Below are 15,327 nucleotides of genomic sequence, written 5' to 3'. Positions count from 1 at the left end.
GCGGTGGAAACGGCAATATTCGGGGTCAGAGCGCGTTGACGGGCGGCACCCGGCCGCTCCAGGGCTGTGCCGATTCCAACTGGCCAGCCAGGGAGAACAGCAGCTTTTCCTCGCCGAAGGGAGCGGCGAAATGGGAGCCGACGGGCAGGCCGTCGGCTGTCCAATGGAGGGGGACCGACATCGCCGGCTGTCCGGTCGCGTTGAACAGGGCGGTGAAGGGCGAGAAGCTGTGGAACAGGTCGATCAGATCATCCAGAGTCTGTGCCTCCTCCATGTCCAGCGCGCCGATGGCGACCGGCGGCTTCGCCAGCGTCGGCGTCAGCAGCAGGTCGAAATCGGTGAAGAGCGCTGCCATCCTCCGGCCCAGCGCGTGGATCCAGTCCACCGCGGCCGCATAGGCGGCACCGCTGACGTCGCCTTTGGCCCGCAGCAGGATGCGGGTGCGTGCCTCCAGCAGGGACTCGTCGGCGGGATGGCCGGACATCGCGCCGATCATGGTCAGCAGGCTGCGGGTCTGGGCGCCGATGATGGTGAAGACGGTGTCGTAGAATTCCGGGGCGCTGACCGGCAGTTCCGTTCCCTCAACCCGGTGGCCCAGGCTTTCGCACAGCCGGACGGTGTGGTCGATTGCGGCGAGGCAGTCGGGATGGGTCGGCCAGGGGGCGAGCGACCGCACCAGACCGATGCGCAGCGATTTCGGCGGACGCGACACCGCGTCGAGAAAGCGGCCGTCCTGTGCCGGTGCGGCATAGGGGTCGCCCGGGGCGGCGCCGGCGGAGGCGTCGAGCAGGGCGGCGCTGTCGCGCACCGACAGGGTGACGGCGTGGTTGATGCCCATGCCGGCCCAGCCCTCGCCCACCAGCGGGCCGATCGGCACGCGCCCGCGTGTCGGCTTCAGGCCGAAAACGCCGCAGCAGGAGGCAGGAACCCGCAGCGACCCGCCGCCGTCATTGCCGTGGGCGAAGGGCACCACCCGCGCGGCCACCAGCGCCGCCGCCCCGCCGCTGGACCCGCCGGCGGTGCGGCCGGGCGACCAGGGATTGCGCGTAGCGCCGAACAGCCGGGATTCGGTGCTGTAGGAGGTGCCGAACTCCGGCGAGGTGGTGGTGCCGGCGATGACGAGTCCGGCCTTGCGCAGCCGCCGGATCAACTCGCCGTCGAGCGGTCCGGTCGCCCGTTCGCACAGCAGCGACCCGTTGGTCATGCGGGCGCCCGCGACGGGCATGAACAGATCCTTGATGAAGGTGGGCACGCCGGCGAAGGGGGCGCCGTCCACGACCGGGCGCCGTGCCGTCTCCCGCGCCGTCTCGAACAGCGTCTCGACGACGGCGTTCAGCGCCGGGTTGACCCGTTCCAGCCGCGCGATGGTGTCGTCCAGCACCTCCAGCGGCGTGACGGCGCCCTTGCGGATCTGCTCCGCCAGATCGAGGCCGTCCCGCCAGGGAACGGTCGAAGCCAGGTTCTGCATGGAAATGGTCTCCGGGAAGGAAAAAGGGCCGCGGGAGTGGGACAGCGCTCCCGCGGCAGGGGGGAGAGAGGCAAGGATGGGGAAAGGGACAGGACGTCAGGCCGATCCGGGTTCGCAGGCCAGCGTGCTGCGGCGCAGGCCGACGACCAGCCAGACGGCGGCCAGCGCCAGCGTGGCGAAGCTGAAGACTGTGATCGCCATCGGCACGCCCCGGGCGGGGCCGGCGACCGCCGCGATCACCAGCGGACTGGCGAACTGGCCGAGATACAGGCAGGAGGTGAAGCCGCCGACGCCGCGCGCACGGGTTGCCTCCGGCAGATATTCCAGCAGCGGCGCCAGCGCGTTGGGCACCAGCAGACCGGCGCCGACACCGTGGATGACGACGGCGACCAGCACCGCCTCGTAGCTGGCGGCATGGACCAGCAGCCACAGCCCGACCGCCATCAAGGTCAGCAGCAGCGCATTGACCATGCGGGTGCCGATCCAGCGGCGCAGCACCGGCCACAGGATCGACCCTGCCAGCGATGCCAGCAGCCCCAGCCCGGCGCACAGTCCGATGAGGGTGGAGGAGGTGATGCCCAGTGCGACGACGATGCCGGGCGACTGCACCGGCACGACGAAGCTGGCCAGCATGCCGGCGAAGACCAGCAGATAGGCGACCGCCATGCTGCGCAGGACGCCATGGCCGAAGGCGGCCTTCGGACGCTGGGCGCGCGGGCTGCGTTGCGGTTCCCACAGGACCAGCGCCATCGCCGGGATCATCAGCAGCGGCAGAAGGTAGAGCAGGAACGGCGTCCGCCACGAGCTTTCGCCGGTGGCGCCGCCGATCACGAAGAACAGCGATCCGACGACGCCGATGGTCACCACCTGCCGGCCGATGTAGCGGGAGCGCTCGGCACCGCTCCAGTAATCGCCGACCAGGGTGGTGCAGCAGGTCATCACCATCGCCTCGGCGCAGCCGAACAGCAGGCGGGAGACCAGGATGAGCGACAGGTCGCTCAGCTGGCTGGGGGCGGCGCCCAGCAGCGCGTAGAGCAGGGTTGCCAGGATCAGCATCGACTTGCGGCCGAAACGGTCGGCCAGCCAGCCGGCGACCGGCGCGAACAGCGCGATGGCGAACGCCGGGCCGGCGACCACCAGGGGGATCAGCGCGTCGGCCTGCGGGGTGGTCGGGCCGAATTCGGCGCCGAGCTTGGGCAGCACCGGCGCAATCATTACCGAGCCGACGATGGTCAGGCTGCTGCCCAGCAGGATCACAGCACCCTGGCGCGCGGTGGCGCGGCGTGGCTGTCCGGTCAGCGGCGAGGGGTGGGGGTCGGTCATTGCCATGGCCCTCCTCAGAAGGAATAGGCGACGCGCAGCGCGGTCGCATAGCCCTGGGCACGGTTCTGCGCCCCGAACTCCTTGTAGGTGTGGAAGGCGATGAGCGGCATGCCGGGCTCGAAATAGCTGACCGCCGGCCCCAGCGCGAAGACGCGCGCCCGGTTGCCGTCACCCGATCCCGGACCGCGGTCGTCGGTGATCTGCTGGTACCAGTAGCCGCCGAGCCCGGCGGTGACGGGGCCGACATGCTGGCCGACGGCGAACTCGTGCTTGAACTCCATGCCGCTGCGGTAGTCTGTCTTGTGGTTGACCGTGTTGATGTCCAGTTCAAAGTTCGACGACACCTCGAACCCGCCGTCGGTGACATAGGTGACGCCGACCACCGGGGCAAAGGACCAGTGGTTGGTGCCCGGATTGAACAACCGGTTGACGTCATAGGCGCCGGTCGGCGCCTGTACCTGGGCGATGGCGTTGACGAACAGCGATTTCGACTGCCATTGCAGCATCACCGGAAACAGCTGGATGTCGCCCAGCTTGAAGGTCTGGCTTTCCAGCCGCAGCGGGCCGCCCGGCGTCGGCACCGACAGGTGCCCGCCGATGTCGAGGAAGGGGACGATGCCGCCGAAGCCGACATTGGCGCCGAGGAACTGTGTCTCGGTCATCTTGATGTAGGCGGCGCCGACCGAGAGGGTGTTGATGCGGAAGTCCGACAGCCGGGTGTTGCCGGCGCCGTCCTTGACCGAACTGGCGGTGTAGAAGTTGGTGCGCATGCCGAGCGTGCCGTAGGGCGTCGGCGGCGGCAGGATACCGGCCCCGAATTCGAACACGCCGAACGGGGCGGTCGGCGCCCCGCCTTCGGTGGCGAGCGCCGGCGTGGCGTCGAGGTTTGCCCAGAGACCCGCGCAAAGGGTCAGGGCGGCGGCAAGCGGTCTCCAGACCCGGCACATCGTGTGGGGGATGGTCATGATGCTCCCTGTTTTTTAAATTGGTTTGTAGGAAAAGCTTAATCAGGAGAATGCGGATCGGTTATCCGGATTCGGCATAAATCGCCGAGGTGCGTGAGACAGGGAGAGAAAGCGGAAAAAGAAAATGGGCCAGCCCAAAGGGCCGGCCCGCGTAGACGCTCAAAGAGTGCAAGCAATCATAGATTTACATCGCGATACAGACTGATTTGATTTCGGTGTATTGGTCGATGATGCTGCGGCCATGCTCGCGCCCGATGCCGGATTGCTTGAAGCCGCCGAAGGGCAGGTTGGGGTCGACGGGGATGTGGCTGTTCACCCACACCGTGCCGGCCCGCAAGTCGCGGATTGCCCTGGTGATCGCCGCGAAGTCGTTCGACCATATGCTGGCCGCGAGGCCATAGCCGCTGTCGTTGGCACGGTGGAGCGCGTCGTCCAGATCCTTCACCGGCGTTACGGTGACGACCGGGCCGAAGATCTCCTTCTGGATCGCCGGGTTGGCGTGGTCGGCATCGACGATCAGCGTCGGCTCGAAGAAATAGCCCGGCCGGTCGGGCCGGCGGCCTCCGGTCAGGATCGTGGCGCCGGCTTCCGCCGCCTCGCCGACGATGGCGTCGACGGCGTTGCGATGGCGGGCCGACACCAGCGGTTGGAGGTCGGCCGACGGGTCAAGCCCGGAACCGAGGCGCATCGACTTCATGACCGCTTCCAGATCGCCGACCACGCGGTCGTAGAGCGGCGCATGGACGTACAGCCGGCTGGCGGCGGCGCAGACCTGTCCCTGGTTCAGGAAGCAGCCCATGGCCAGCCCCGGCAGGATGGCGCCGACATCGACGTCCGACAGGACGATCAGCGGGTTCTTGCCGCCAAGCTCCAGCGAGAAGCTGGTCATGTTGGTCAGCGCACCGATGCCGACCTCGCGCCCGACCGCCGTCGATCCGGTGAAGGTGACCTTGTCGATGCCGGGATGGCGGGCCAGCGCGGCGCCGATGGTCGAACCGCCGCCGGTGACGATGTTCAGCACCCCGTCCGGCAGGCCGGCCTCGCGCGCCAGCTCCCCCAGACGCAGGACGGTCAGCGGCGTTTCCGCCGCCGGCTTCAGGACGACGGTGCAGCCGCAGGCGAGCGCCGGGGCGATCTTCCACAGCGCGATCATCAGAGGGAAGTTCCACGGCACGATGGCGCCGACGACGCCGACCGGTTCGCGCAGGGTCAGGCCGGTGTGACGGACGCCGGGCGGCATCGGGATCGACAGGTCCAGGGTTGAGCCTTCGATCTTGGTCGCCCAGCCGGCCATGTAACGGACATACTCGACCGACGCCCCGACCTCGATCGCGCGGGAGATGGTGATCGACTTGCCCTGGTTGATCGTCTCGATCTGCGCCAGTTCCTCGCCATGCGCTTCGATCAGGTCGGCGAGCCGGTGGATGCGGCGTTCGCGGTCGGCAGGCCGCATGCGGCTCCACTCGCCCTCCAGCGCCCGGCGGGCGGCGGCGACGGCCCGGTCGAGGTCGCCGGTGGTTGCCGACGCGACGCTGCCGATGACGGCGCCGGTGGACGGGTCGTGGACCTCCATCCTGCGGTCGGATGTGGCGGGCACGGACTTGCCGTCGATGAACAGCTGGTGGTCCTTGCGCAGGAAGGCGTCGACTTCGGGAAGGACGGGGACGAGCCCGTCCGGCATCAGCTCACTCATGGTCGTATCCTCTCCCTCTCCGCCCCGTCGATGCGGGGCGGAGCTTGTCGTTTTCGTTGTGAAAGGTGTGTGGTCAGGCCTTGCCGAGGCCGAGCTGGGCGTGGCGGGCGGGATTGCGCCGGCGCAGCGCCACGGCCCGCAGGATGCCGGCGATGCCCGCCACCGGCAGAAGGGCCGGCAGGACCCAGGACAGCGGGCCGGAATTGCCGGTCAGCACGTCGAAATGCAGGATCGCCAGCACCAGGACCGCCGACAGCAGCACTCCGGAGATCACCGGCATCAACAGGGTGCTGAAGACGCCCTGGTCGAGGTCGGCGCGCTTGCGGAAGAACCGCACCACCGCGAAGGAGGTCAGCGCCATCAGCGCGATGACGCAGAGGGTGGCGAGGTTGGTCAGCCACGAGAACAGGGTGAGCAGCGGATCGGACCCGGCGATGACGAAGGCGGTCATGATGAAGAAGGCGATGCCGGTCTGGAGCACCGAGCCGGCATGCGGGCTCTTGTGGACCGCATGGGTCTGGCCGAGGATTTCCGGCAGCAGCCCCTCGCGGCCGATGGAGTAGAAATAGCGGGCGGCCGAATTGTGGAAGGCCAGAAGGCCGGCGTAGACACTGCTGACCAGCAGCGCGCTCATCGCGGTGGTCAGCCAGGGGCCGGCATAGCGATCGGCCAGGGTGAAGATGAACAGGGTGGGGTCGGAAAGGCCGGCGATGGTGTCGACCAGCGTTCCGGCCCCGGCGCCGACCACCATGCACCAGGCGGAGAAGGCATAGAAACTGCCGATCAGCAGCACCGACAGGTAAGTGGCAAGCGGGATCGTGCGCTCCGGATTCTTCGCCTCCTCGCCGTAGATCGTCGTCGCTTCAAAGCCGACGAAGGAGGCGAAGCAGAACAGGATGCCGATGGCGGGCGCGCCGGTCATCAGGGCCGGCAGGGTGAAGGACACCGTGGTGGGGCCTTCCGCACCGCCGCTCCTGAGGATGAGGAAGTCGAGGATGAGGACCACGACATATTCTCCGACGACCAGCAATCCCAGCAGCTTGGCCGACAGATCCACCTGCCGGTAGCCGAAGATGGCGACCGTCGCCATCGCGGAATAGGCCCAGACCCACCAGGGCAGGTCGATGCCGGCAATCTCCTTCACGAAGGCCGCGGTGGCGACGCCATGCAGCCCGTACAGCCCGACCTGCATGGCGTTGTAGCCGAGAATGGCCAGCGCCGCGCCGGCGGCCCCCAACTGGCCGCCGAAACCGCGGGCGATGAAGGCGTAGAAGCCGCCGGCGTGGGTGACGTGGCGGGCCATGGCGGTATAGCCGGCGGAGAAGATCAGCAGGATGGCGATGACGATCAGCAGAAGCGATGGCAGGCCGGCGCCGTTGCCCAGCAGGAAGCCGATTGGCATGCCGCCGGCCACGGCGGTCAGCGGCCCGGCGGCCGAGATGACGAAGAACACGATGAAGCCGACGCCCAGGGCGCCTTTTCTCAAGTCTGTGGACGCATTTCCCTGAACCGGTGTCGTCATTTGGCCTCTCCGGACTGGCCGGCCCCGTCGGGCCGGCATTGGCGAATGAGGGGTCGCGGGGAGAGCCCCCGGTCCGGGATGGGCGGACCGGGGGCCTCGCGGCGCCGAACCGTGCGATCAGACCACCGCGAAGTAGTTCTTGGTGAAGACCGGGCTATCGATCCGCCACAGGATCGGCGTGCCCTTGCGGATGAACCAGCTGTCGCCCGGCCCGTAGGTCTGCGACTGGCCGGTGGTCTCGTCGGTCAGGGTGACGGTCCCTTCGACCACGGTGGCATGCTCGGTGAAGGGATAGACCATGCGGAAGCGGCCTTGCGTGCAGGAGAACCAGCCGCAGCTGACCGGGGCGTCGGGAGCGCCGAATTCCATTTTGCCGAAGGCCTTCACCTCGCCTTCGAGGATTTCGGAGCCGAGATCGGCGACCGTGCCCCAGGGATCGAGTTGGGCGGGCGGCTGGCCGGGCTTGATCGGAAGCATGAGGTTTCCTTTTCCTTGGTCGTCTTGGTGGAGAAGGGGGGAAGCGGACGGGGAGTCAGCGGCGGCCGTTGAAATAGCCGGACAGCTGGTGCCAGCTCTTGGCCACCGACATCACGGCGGGGCGCAGGCTGTTTTTGCCGAAGATGTTCAGGTGCGGGATCGAACTCATCAGGTCGTAGCGTTCGGTCCGCTCGCTCATGCCTTCGGCCAGCACCTTGCAGACGATGTGGCTGGGGGTGACGCCGAAGCCGGAATAGCCCTGGACATAGAAGGCGTTGGGCCGGCCGGGAAGGCTGCCGATCTGCGGGAACAGGTTGGCCGAGCAGGCCATCGGTCCGCCCCAGGCCAGCTCGATCTTCACGTCGGCCAGATAGGGGAAGATCTTCAGCATGCGTGCCCGGTTCCAGTCGGCCAGATTTCCCGGCACGTAATCCAGGTAATCGGTCGCGGCGCCGAACAGCAGGCGGTTCTCGTTGGTGACCCGGTAATAGTCTATGATCGGCCGGATGTCGCTGTAGGCGCCGCGGATCGGGCTGATCTTCAGGATCAGCTCCTCGGGCAGCGGTTCGGTCGCCATCTGGAAGGCGTAGGTGTTGATCGTCTTGGGCGCGATGGTCGGCTCCAGTCCGTTCAGGAAGGAATCGCAGGCCCACAGCAGCTTGGCGGCACGCACGCTGCCGGCGTTGGTGCGCACGGTGATGCGGTTGCCGTACTCCACCGCGATGACCGGGCTGTTCTCGAAGATGCGGGCGCCATGGCCGGCCAGCGCCTTCGCCTCGCCCAGCAGCAGGTTCAGCGAATGGACGTGCCCGCCGCCCATATGCTTCAGCGCCGCACAATAGGCGGTCGAGCCGACGACTTCCTGCACCTTGTCCCCGGTGACGAGTTCGATGTCGTCGTCGGGCGAGACCTGCTGGAACTCCTTCAGCCAGGTCTTCAGCGTGTTCGCCTGCCGTTCGTTGAAGGCGAGATAGCCGTAGCCGTTGCGGAAATCGGCATCGATGTCGTAGCGGGCGATGCGCTCGCGGATGATGCCGGCGCCGAGGTTGGCGATGCCGAACAGCACCTCCAGCCCCTTGTCGCCGACATGCTTCTTCACCTTTTCCAGGTCATGGCCGATGCCGGCCATGACCTGTCCGCCGTTGCGCCCGGTGCCGCCATAGCCGAGATGGCGCGCCTCCAGCACCACGATGTCGGTGATGCCTTTCTCGGCCAGTTCCAGCGCCGTGTTGATGCCGGAAAAGCCGCCGCCGATCACCACCACGTCCGCGTCGAGATCCTGCGTCAGCCGGGGAAAGGCGAGATCGTATTTCCGTGTCGCCGTGTAATAGTTCAGGGCATCCAGCTTGTTCATGGCCTGCGTATTCATGGGAGTGCTCATGATGATCCGTGCCTGCGGGCGGTCGGCCCCGATGGGAAGCGTGACGGCCATCCCACCTTCGGGAGCGGTGGCGGGAGCCGGATGTTCTGGTGCCGGTTGGTGCCGATCTGACGAAAGCATGACATCGGCGCGGGGGCGCCAACTTGATCCAAGCCGCCAGATTCTTGATATTATGCGCCACTGTGCAAAAGGTTTAAGCAGAGGCATTCATTGATTAAATAGTATGCAGATTGCCCATTTTTAAACAATGCTGCCACAGCGGAACGCTTGTGATGCGAGCAATAATCGGCCTGGAAGCCTCGACGCACCTGATGGTAGGCGCCAATTTTTTGATAGTTCGCGCCAGTTGACGCCGGGAAGCATGGGCAAGCGGCTTGGCTGGTCAGCGGGCCGACATGCCAGGGTGCTGGCAGGTCAACGGGTTTGGGCGGCCTTGCGGTAGGCCGACGGCGTGCAGCCGAACCAGCGGCGGCAGGCGCGGGTGAAGCAGGCGCCATCCGCATAGCCCAGGATATGGGCGATCTCCGTGACCGACAGCCGGGTGTCGGTCAGATAGGTTTCGGCAAGGCTGCGGCGCTTGTCCTGCTTGATCGCGGCGAAGCTGCCGCCGGAATTGTGCAGCACGCGCTGGAGCGTGCGGGCCGACACGCCGACCGCCCGCGCCGCGGTGGCGACATCGAACCGGCTGCCGTCGGGAAGATGGTCGGCCATCAGTCGGCGCACCTCGTCCTCGATGGAGCGGACGGGCATCGCGCGCTCGTGCAGGGTGCGCAGGTGGTGTTCGACGATTGAGCCGACCCGGCGGTCCATCAGGTTGCCGGCGATCGACAGGGTGGCGGCCGGAAACACCAGGGCGTTGACCCCCTGGTCGAAATAGAGCGGGGCGCCGAAGAAGGCCTCGTGCGGCTGGCGGTTGGGCGGGGCGCTGTGCTCGAAATGAACCTCCAGCGGGCGCCAGCTCTGGCCGGCCATGGCACGCATCAGCGTGGTGACCAGGGCCAGCGAATGTTCGGCGTCCTGCCGGCGGCGGACGATCCGGGTGTCCTCGATGCGGTAGCGGAAGACGCAGGCATCGCCCTCCCGCACCACGCTGCTGGTCGTCCCTTGCTGGACCATGCCGATGTAATCGGTGAAACCCTTCAGCGCGGCGCCGATGGTCGGCGAGCTGATGAACAGGAGACCCAGCGGGCCGAGGGTGAAGGGCGTGACGTCGCGAGCGGCGAACAGCCCCAGATTGGGGTCACCGACCTGGACCGCGGCGTTCTCGAAGGCCGCCACGTAATTGCGCAACGGTATTTCCCGGTATGGGTCGGCAAGCAGGGACTCCGACAGGCCGAAGCGTTCCAGCAGCGCGTCGGGTGACTGCCCCCGGCGTTTCAGCGCGTCGACCAGCGGCTGGACGATCGCCGCCCAGGCCTTCGGTTCGCGATCATAGGGCGCGGATGGCTGCATGGCGGGTTTTGACGCTGACGATTGCGGAGGTCGGGCCGGACCGGGGACGATCCGGATGATTGCCCGATCCGGCCATGCCCTTCAAGATCACCGATGTCAGACTGCCCTCTTGGCGGTTGCGGTCGCCGGGCCGGCCGGCAGGGCCGCCCGCAGGATCGCCGTGAAAGCGGCCAGCAGCGGCGCGCGCTGTGTCGGGTCGCGGGCGACCGTGGTCGCCGCTTCGCGCAGGGAACCGTTGACGAGGATCGCAGCGGCGCCGGCGAGGTCCGGCGGCCAGCCCAGTCCGCTCAGATCCTCGGCGATCATCGCGGTGAAGCGGCCGGAGGTCTCGCCGATCACCGGTTCCAGCAGGGGGCTGAGCGCCGGGCTGAGCATCATGTAGAAGCGCCCGACCCGCGGTTCGGCGCAAATGTCGAGCAGAGCCTGTGCCAAGGCCAGGATTCGCGCCTCCGCATCCGGGGCACCGGCCCGCAGGCCGAGCCCGCGCTCCAGAACCCGTTCGCCGATGCTGCGGTACAGGTCCCGCAGCATCTCGTCCAGCCCGCCGGGAAAATAGCTGTAGGCGGTCGTCTTGGAGGCGCCGGCCTGTCGGGCCGCCGCCTCGACTGAGCAGGCGGACAGGCCGCCATCGGCGAACAGGTCGAGAAGGGCGTTCAGCAACTCCTGACGGTTTCTCAGGCGGTTGCGTTCGCGCAGGCTTATGGGTCGGTCGGTCGTCATGGCCGAAGTATAGGGTGCGGTGCCGCCGGCAAAAACCCAAAACCGACGGTGCCGCCGAAAACTGGAAAAAAAGTTCAGAAATCGGATATGGTGTTCTTGATCCGGGCGAGCGGTCTGGGTATCGTGGCGTCGACGGGTCACCGATCCGACCGGATCGCCGTTGACGCACCGGCCCATCGCCTCGCCTAGAACCGGCGATGCCAGACCGGCAGCACGCCGTTGACCAGTCCCGAAATTCCGCAAGCTCTTCCGCAACCCGTCGCTGCGACTCCGGAAAAAGAGACTCCCATGTCGATATCCACCAGTTCGGCCTTTCCCATGCCCACGGACGCATCGCTGCTGGAGCGCCGCCGGCAGGTCCTGGGGCGGCATTCGCCGCTGTTCTATGACAGACCCCTTCATGTCCGGCGGGCCGAGGGGGTGTGGATCGAGGATACCGATGGACGCCGTTATCTGGACGCCTACAACAACGTGCCGCATGTCGGGCACTGCCATCCCCATGTCGTCGAGGCGCTGTGCCGGCAGGCCTCGCAGTTGAACGTCCACACGCGCTATCTTCACGAGGCGGTGGTGGAGTATGCCGAGCGCCTCGTCGCCACTTTCGACGCGCCGCTGTCGGTGGCGATGCCGACCTGTACCGGCAGCGAGGCGAACGAGCTGGCGCTGCGCATCGCGCGCTTCGTGACCGGCGGGCAGGGGATCATCGTCAGCAGCTTCAGCTATCACGGCAACACCGCCGGCCTTGCCGCGGCGACCACCGGCCTGCCGGCGCCCGAGGCGCTGGCGCCCCATGTGCGCGCGGTCGGGATTCCCGATCTGACCCATTGGCAGGGCGATCCGGCCGCGCTGGCCGCCCGCTTCGCCGAACAGGTGGCAGATGCGGTCCGCTCGCTCCAGGCCGATGGCATCAGGCCGGCGGCGATGCTGTTCGACACGCTGTTCTCCACCGAAGGGCTGCCCGCCGTGCCGAAGGGCGCGCTGGAACAGGCGGTCGCCATCGTCCGTCAGGCCGGCGGCCTGTTCATCGCCGACGAGGTGCAGCCCGGCCTGGGGCGGACCGGCGACCATATGTGGGGCTATCAGGCCTATGATCTGGTGCCGGACATCGTGACGATGGGAAAGCCGCTGGGCAACGGCCACCCGCTGGCCGGGCTGGTGACGCGGCCGGACTATGTCGAGGCCTTCGGATCGAAGGCGCTGTATTTCAACACCTTCGCCGGCAATCCGGTCTCGGCGGCGGTCGGGTCGGCTGTGCTCGACGTCATCGAACGGGAGGATTTGCAGGGCAATGCCCGCCGGGTCGGCGCGCATATCCAGGCGGGCTTGCAGCGGCTGGCGTCGCGCCACGGCCTGATCGCCAGCGTGCGCGGGCGCGGCCTGTTCTTCGGGCTGGAACTGATGCGTGACGGGCGGCCGGCGGCGGCGGAAGCCAGGCGCCTGATCAATGACATGCGGGATCGCGGCGTGCTGATCAGCCGGATCGGGCCGGACGACAATATCCTCAAGATGCGGCCGCCGATGCCCTTTTCCGTCGCGGATGCCGACCTGCTGCTGTCGACGCTCGACGGCGTCCTTTCGGATCTGTGAGGCGGCCGATGAAGGAGTTCTTCGCGCTGGCTCCCGCCGAGCAGATCGCCCGCATGCACCAACTGGCCCGCAGCGCCCTGTCCCGCTGGCCCGGGCGCTATGGGGAGCCGGAGCTGATCAAGTACCGCGAGAACGCGGTCTACAGCGTACGCGACGCCGGCGGCGCCCGCTTCGCCCTGCGCATCCACCGCTTCGCCTATCACAGCGATGCCGCGCTGCTGTCGGAACTGCAATGGATGGCCGCGCTGCGCGAGGCCGGGCTCGCCGTTCCCGCCGTGATCCCGGCGCGCGACGGGGCGCTGATGGTCAAGGTCCGCGTGCCGGACGTGCCGGAGCCGTTGCAGGTGGACATGCTCGGCTGGCTCGACGGCCGGCCGGTCGGTTCGGTGGAGGCGGGGATCGCCGGTTCGCCGGCCGAGGTGGCGGCGCTGTACCATCAGGTCGGCCGTCTGGCGGCAGAGCTGCACGCCCATACGGCGTCGTGGGAGCGTCCGGCCGGCTTCGTCCGCCATGCCTGGAGCGCGGAGGGAATCCTGGGCAGCGAGCCGCTGTGGGGCGATTTCCGCGCGCTGCCGGAACTTGCGCCGCACCGAGCCCTGATCGACCGGGCCTGTGCGCATCTGGAGCGCGACCTGCTGGAGTTCGGCCGCTCACCCGACCGGTTCGGGCTGATCCACGCCGATTTCGTGCCTGAGAATCTGCTGTGGAGCGACGGCAGGGTCATGCTGATCGATTTCGACGATGCCGGCTATGGCTGGCACATGTTCGAGCTGGCGACCGCCCTCTATTTCCATGTCGGCCGGCCCGGCTTCGGGATCGTCCGCGATGCGCTGGCCGCCGGATACCGCTCCGTCCGTCCGCTTCCCGACGAACAGTGGCGGCATCTCGGGCTGTTCCTGCTGCTGCGCAGCCTGACCTATCTCGGCTGGGTCCAGACCCGCAGTGAAACGGAAACCGCGCGCGCCATGACCCCGCACTTCGTCGGCACCACCGTCGGGCTGGCCGGGGCCTATCTCGCCGGCCGGTGAGATCCGGTTCCAGCCCGGCGGTTCCATGCCGGCGACGATCCCCCGGATCGATAGGAAATTGACGGCCGCGAATATTTGGTATAAATCATAACAATCATGGAGCAAAACGATGCGTGGCCGCCGGCCTCGCGCACGCCAGCCGCGTGCCGCATCGCCGCCGCCGGACAAATCCAAAAAATCGGGAGGGAAGCGTATGGAGTCCGCCACGGGCCAGCCGTCTCCAGCGGCAGGCGTCACCGCAAGCGCTGACGAAGCCGTCGCCGTGGTGCGCGAGGTCTATCGCCGCGTCGGCGCCATCGGTCTGGAACTGGCCGACATCACCGGCAATGTGCAGGAGGTGGCGGCGGTGGTGGACCGGCAGGGCGCGCAGTTCCGCACCCTGCGCAGCGCCGCAGCAGCAATGACCGCGACCAACGCCGCCATCGACCGCACCGCCGAACAGGCCAGCGCCGCCGCCGAATCCGCAACCGGCGAGATCGCCCGGTCGCGCAGCGCCGTCGCCGATGCGGTGCGCAAGATCGCCGAACTGATCGACGGCGTCACCCGCATGGAACGGCAGCTTGCCCTCGTCAGCAATTCGCTGGGTCAGGTGGCGTCGGTGTCGCGGGCGATCCAGGCCATCGCCAAGCAGACCAACCTGCTGGCGCTGAACGCCACCATCGAGGCGGTGCGGGCGGGCGAGGCCGGGCGCGGCTTCGCCGTGGTGGCGACGGAGGTGAAGGAACTGGCCCGCCAGACCCAGACGGCGACCGTGCAGATCGGCGACACCGTGCACGCCCTGACCTCGCAGGTGTCGGGCCTGATCCAGGACGGCGCCGCCGCCACCGCCAGCGCCACGCTGGCCCGCGAGGGTACCGCGCTGATCGAGCGGGTGGTGGCGGGGATGGAAGGGGCGGTCGCCACCGTCCACGACGCCACCCATGCCATCGCCGAGGGCGTGCGCGCCAATCTGAAGGACTGCACCGCGGTCGAACGGGAGCTGGACGAGCTGGAACAGGCCGTCGCCGGCTCCTCCGGCCATCTGACGGCGGCGAACCGTCGGCTGGAAACGCTTCTGGAACTCAGCGAGACGCTGATCGACCATATCGGCACCGGCCCGGTGGCGACCGACGACAGCCCCTTCCTCGCCGCGACGGTGGAGGCGGCGGCCCGGGTGTCCACCCTGTTCGAGCAGGCGGTGGAGTCCGGCGAGATCGCTCTCGGCGATCTGTTCGACGAGACCTACCGGCCGATTCCGGGCACCAACCCCGAACAGGTTCTGACCAGATTCACCGCCTTCACCGACCGGGTTCTGCCGGCGGTGCAGGAGCCGTTGCTGGACCTTGATCCGCGCGTCGCCTTCGCCACCATCGCCGACCGCAACGGCTATCTGCCCACCCACAACCACCGATACAATCAGCCGCAGGGGCCGGACCCCGTGTGGAACGCCGCGCATTGCCGCGGGCGACGGCTGTACCGCTTCCGCGCCGGGCTGAAGGCGGCCAGTTCGCCGCGCCCGTCGATCCACACCATGCCCCGCGACATGGGGGGCGGCAAACGGGTGCTCATCACCATCCTGAATGCGCCGATCCTGGTGCGCGGGCGCCATTGGGGCGCCTTCAGCATCGCGCTGCTGCCGGCCGCCGGCTGACGCCTTACGGCACGCGCTTCAAGGACGCGATTCTGGCGTTGACGCGTTCATAACTGTTATATAACATAACAATATGCCTGA

Annotated in this window: 12 protein-coding genes; 3 read left to right on the top strand and 9 right to left on the bottom strand. The window is 67.8% G+C overall.

Annotation, left to right across the window (positions count from 1 at the left end; genetic code table 11):
- Positions 1 to 25: 25 nt before the first annotated feature.
- The 9 genes from E6C72_RS25080 to E6C72_RS31860 all read right to left on the bottom strand — a co-directional run bounded on the left by E6C72_RS25080 (position 26) and on the right by E6C72_RS31860 (position 11,001).
- On the bottom strand, positions 26 to 1,468 hold the full coding sequence (locus tag E6C72_RS25080; RefSeq protein ID WP_109087074.1) for an amidase: 1,443 nt from the start codon (positions 1,466 to 1,468) through the stop codon (positions 26 to 28).
- 96 nt (positions 1,469 to 1,564) lie between these two features.
- Positions 1,565 to 2,791: an MFS transporter gene (locus E6C72_RS25075; RefSeq protein WP_109087075.1), complete on the bottom strand. Its 1,227-nt coding sequence runs from the start codon at positions 2,789 to 2,791 to the stop codon at positions 1,565 to 1,567.
- 14 nt (positions 2,792 to 2,805) lie between these two features.
- Positions 2,806 to 3,756 (bottom strand): transporter, encoded by a 951-nt coding sequence (locus E6C72_RS25070; protein ID WP_247875845.1) that lies wholly within the window; start codon positions 3,754 to 3,756, stop codon positions 2,806 to 2,808.
- Positions 3,757 to 3,940: 184 nt separating this feature from the next.
- Positions 3,941 to 5,449 (bottom strand): aldehyde dehydrogenase, encoded by a 1,509-nt coding sequence (locus E6C72_RS25065; RefSeq protein WP_247875846.1) that lies wholly within the window; start codon positions 5,447 to 5,449, stop codon positions 3,941 to 3,943.
- A gap of 73 nt (positions 5,450 to 5,522) precedes the next feature.
- Positions 5,523 to 6,971 carry an APC family permease gene (locus E6C72_RS25060; RefSeq protein WP_109087076.1) on the bottom strand — a complete coding sequence of 483 codons (1,449 nt, stop codon included), beginning with the start codon at positions 6,969 to 6,971 and terminating at the stop codon, positions 5,523 to 5,525.
- A 117-nt stretch (positions 6,972 to 7,088) separates the two neighbouring features.
- Positions 7,089 to 7,448, bottom strand: a complete 360-nt coding sequence (locus E6C72_RS25055; RefSeq protein ID WP_109087077.1) for a cupin domain-containing protein — start codon at positions 7,446 to 7,448, stop codon at positions 7,089 to 7,091.
- Positions 7,449 to 7,503: 55 nt separating this feature from the next.
- Positions 7,504 to 8,817, bottom strand: a complete 1,314-nt coding sequence (locus E6C72_RS25050) for an FAD-binding oxidoreductase (RefSeq protein WP_211100504.1) — start codon at positions 8,815 to 8,817, stop codon at positions 7,504 to 7,506.
- Positions 8,818 to 9,243: 426 nt separating this feature from the next.
- Entirely contained in the window at positions 9,244 to 10,281 is a 1,038-nt protein-coding gene (locus E6C72_RS25045) for an AraC family transcriptional regulator (protein ID WP_109087078.1), read from the bottom strand.
- A 96-nt stretch (positions 10,282 to 10,377) separates the two neighbouring features.
- Entirely contained in the window at positions 10,378 to 11,001 is a 624-nt protein-coding gene (locus E6C72_RS31860; RefSeq protein WP_158280201.1) for a TetR/AcrR family transcriptional regulator, read from the bottom strand.
- Positions 11,002 to 11,289: 288 nt separating this feature from the next.
- Between E6C72_RS31860 and E6C72_RS25035 the strand changes: the two genes are divergently transcribed.
- From E6C72_RS25035 to E6C72_RS25025, 3 genes are all read left to right on the top strand, one after another.
- Positions 11,290 to 12,588, top strand: coding sequence for an aspartate aminotransferase family protein (locus tag E6C72_RS25035; protein WP_199228815.1), 1,299 nt, complete (start codon positions 11,290 to 11,292; stop codon positions 12,586 to 12,588).
- Positions 12,589 to 12,596: 8 nt separating this feature from the next.
- On the top strand, positions 12,597 to 13,616 hold the full coding sequence (locus E6C72_RS25030; protein ID WP_109087079.1) for a phosphotransferase enzyme family protein: 1,020 nt from the start codon (positions 12,597 to 12,599) through the stop codon (positions 13,614 to 13,616).
- 193 nt (positions 13,617 to 13,809) lie between these two features.
- Complete coding sequence (locus E6C72_RS25025) at positions 13,810 to 15,246, top strand: methyl-accepting chemotaxis protein (protein WP_109087080.1); 1,437 nt, start codon at positions 13,810 to 13,812, stop codon at positions 15,244 to 15,246.
- Positions 15,247 to 15,327 lie beyond the last annotated feature (81 nt).

Origin of the sequence: Azospirillum sp. TSH100, assembly GCF_004923295.1 — a bacterium.
In the GTDB taxonomy this organism is placed as follows: Bacteria; Pseudomonadota; Alphaproteobacteria; order Azospirillales; family Azospirillaceae; genus Azospirillum.
Note: the sequence above shows the minus strand (reverse complement) of the source record. Positions and strands in the feature narration are given on the sequence as shown.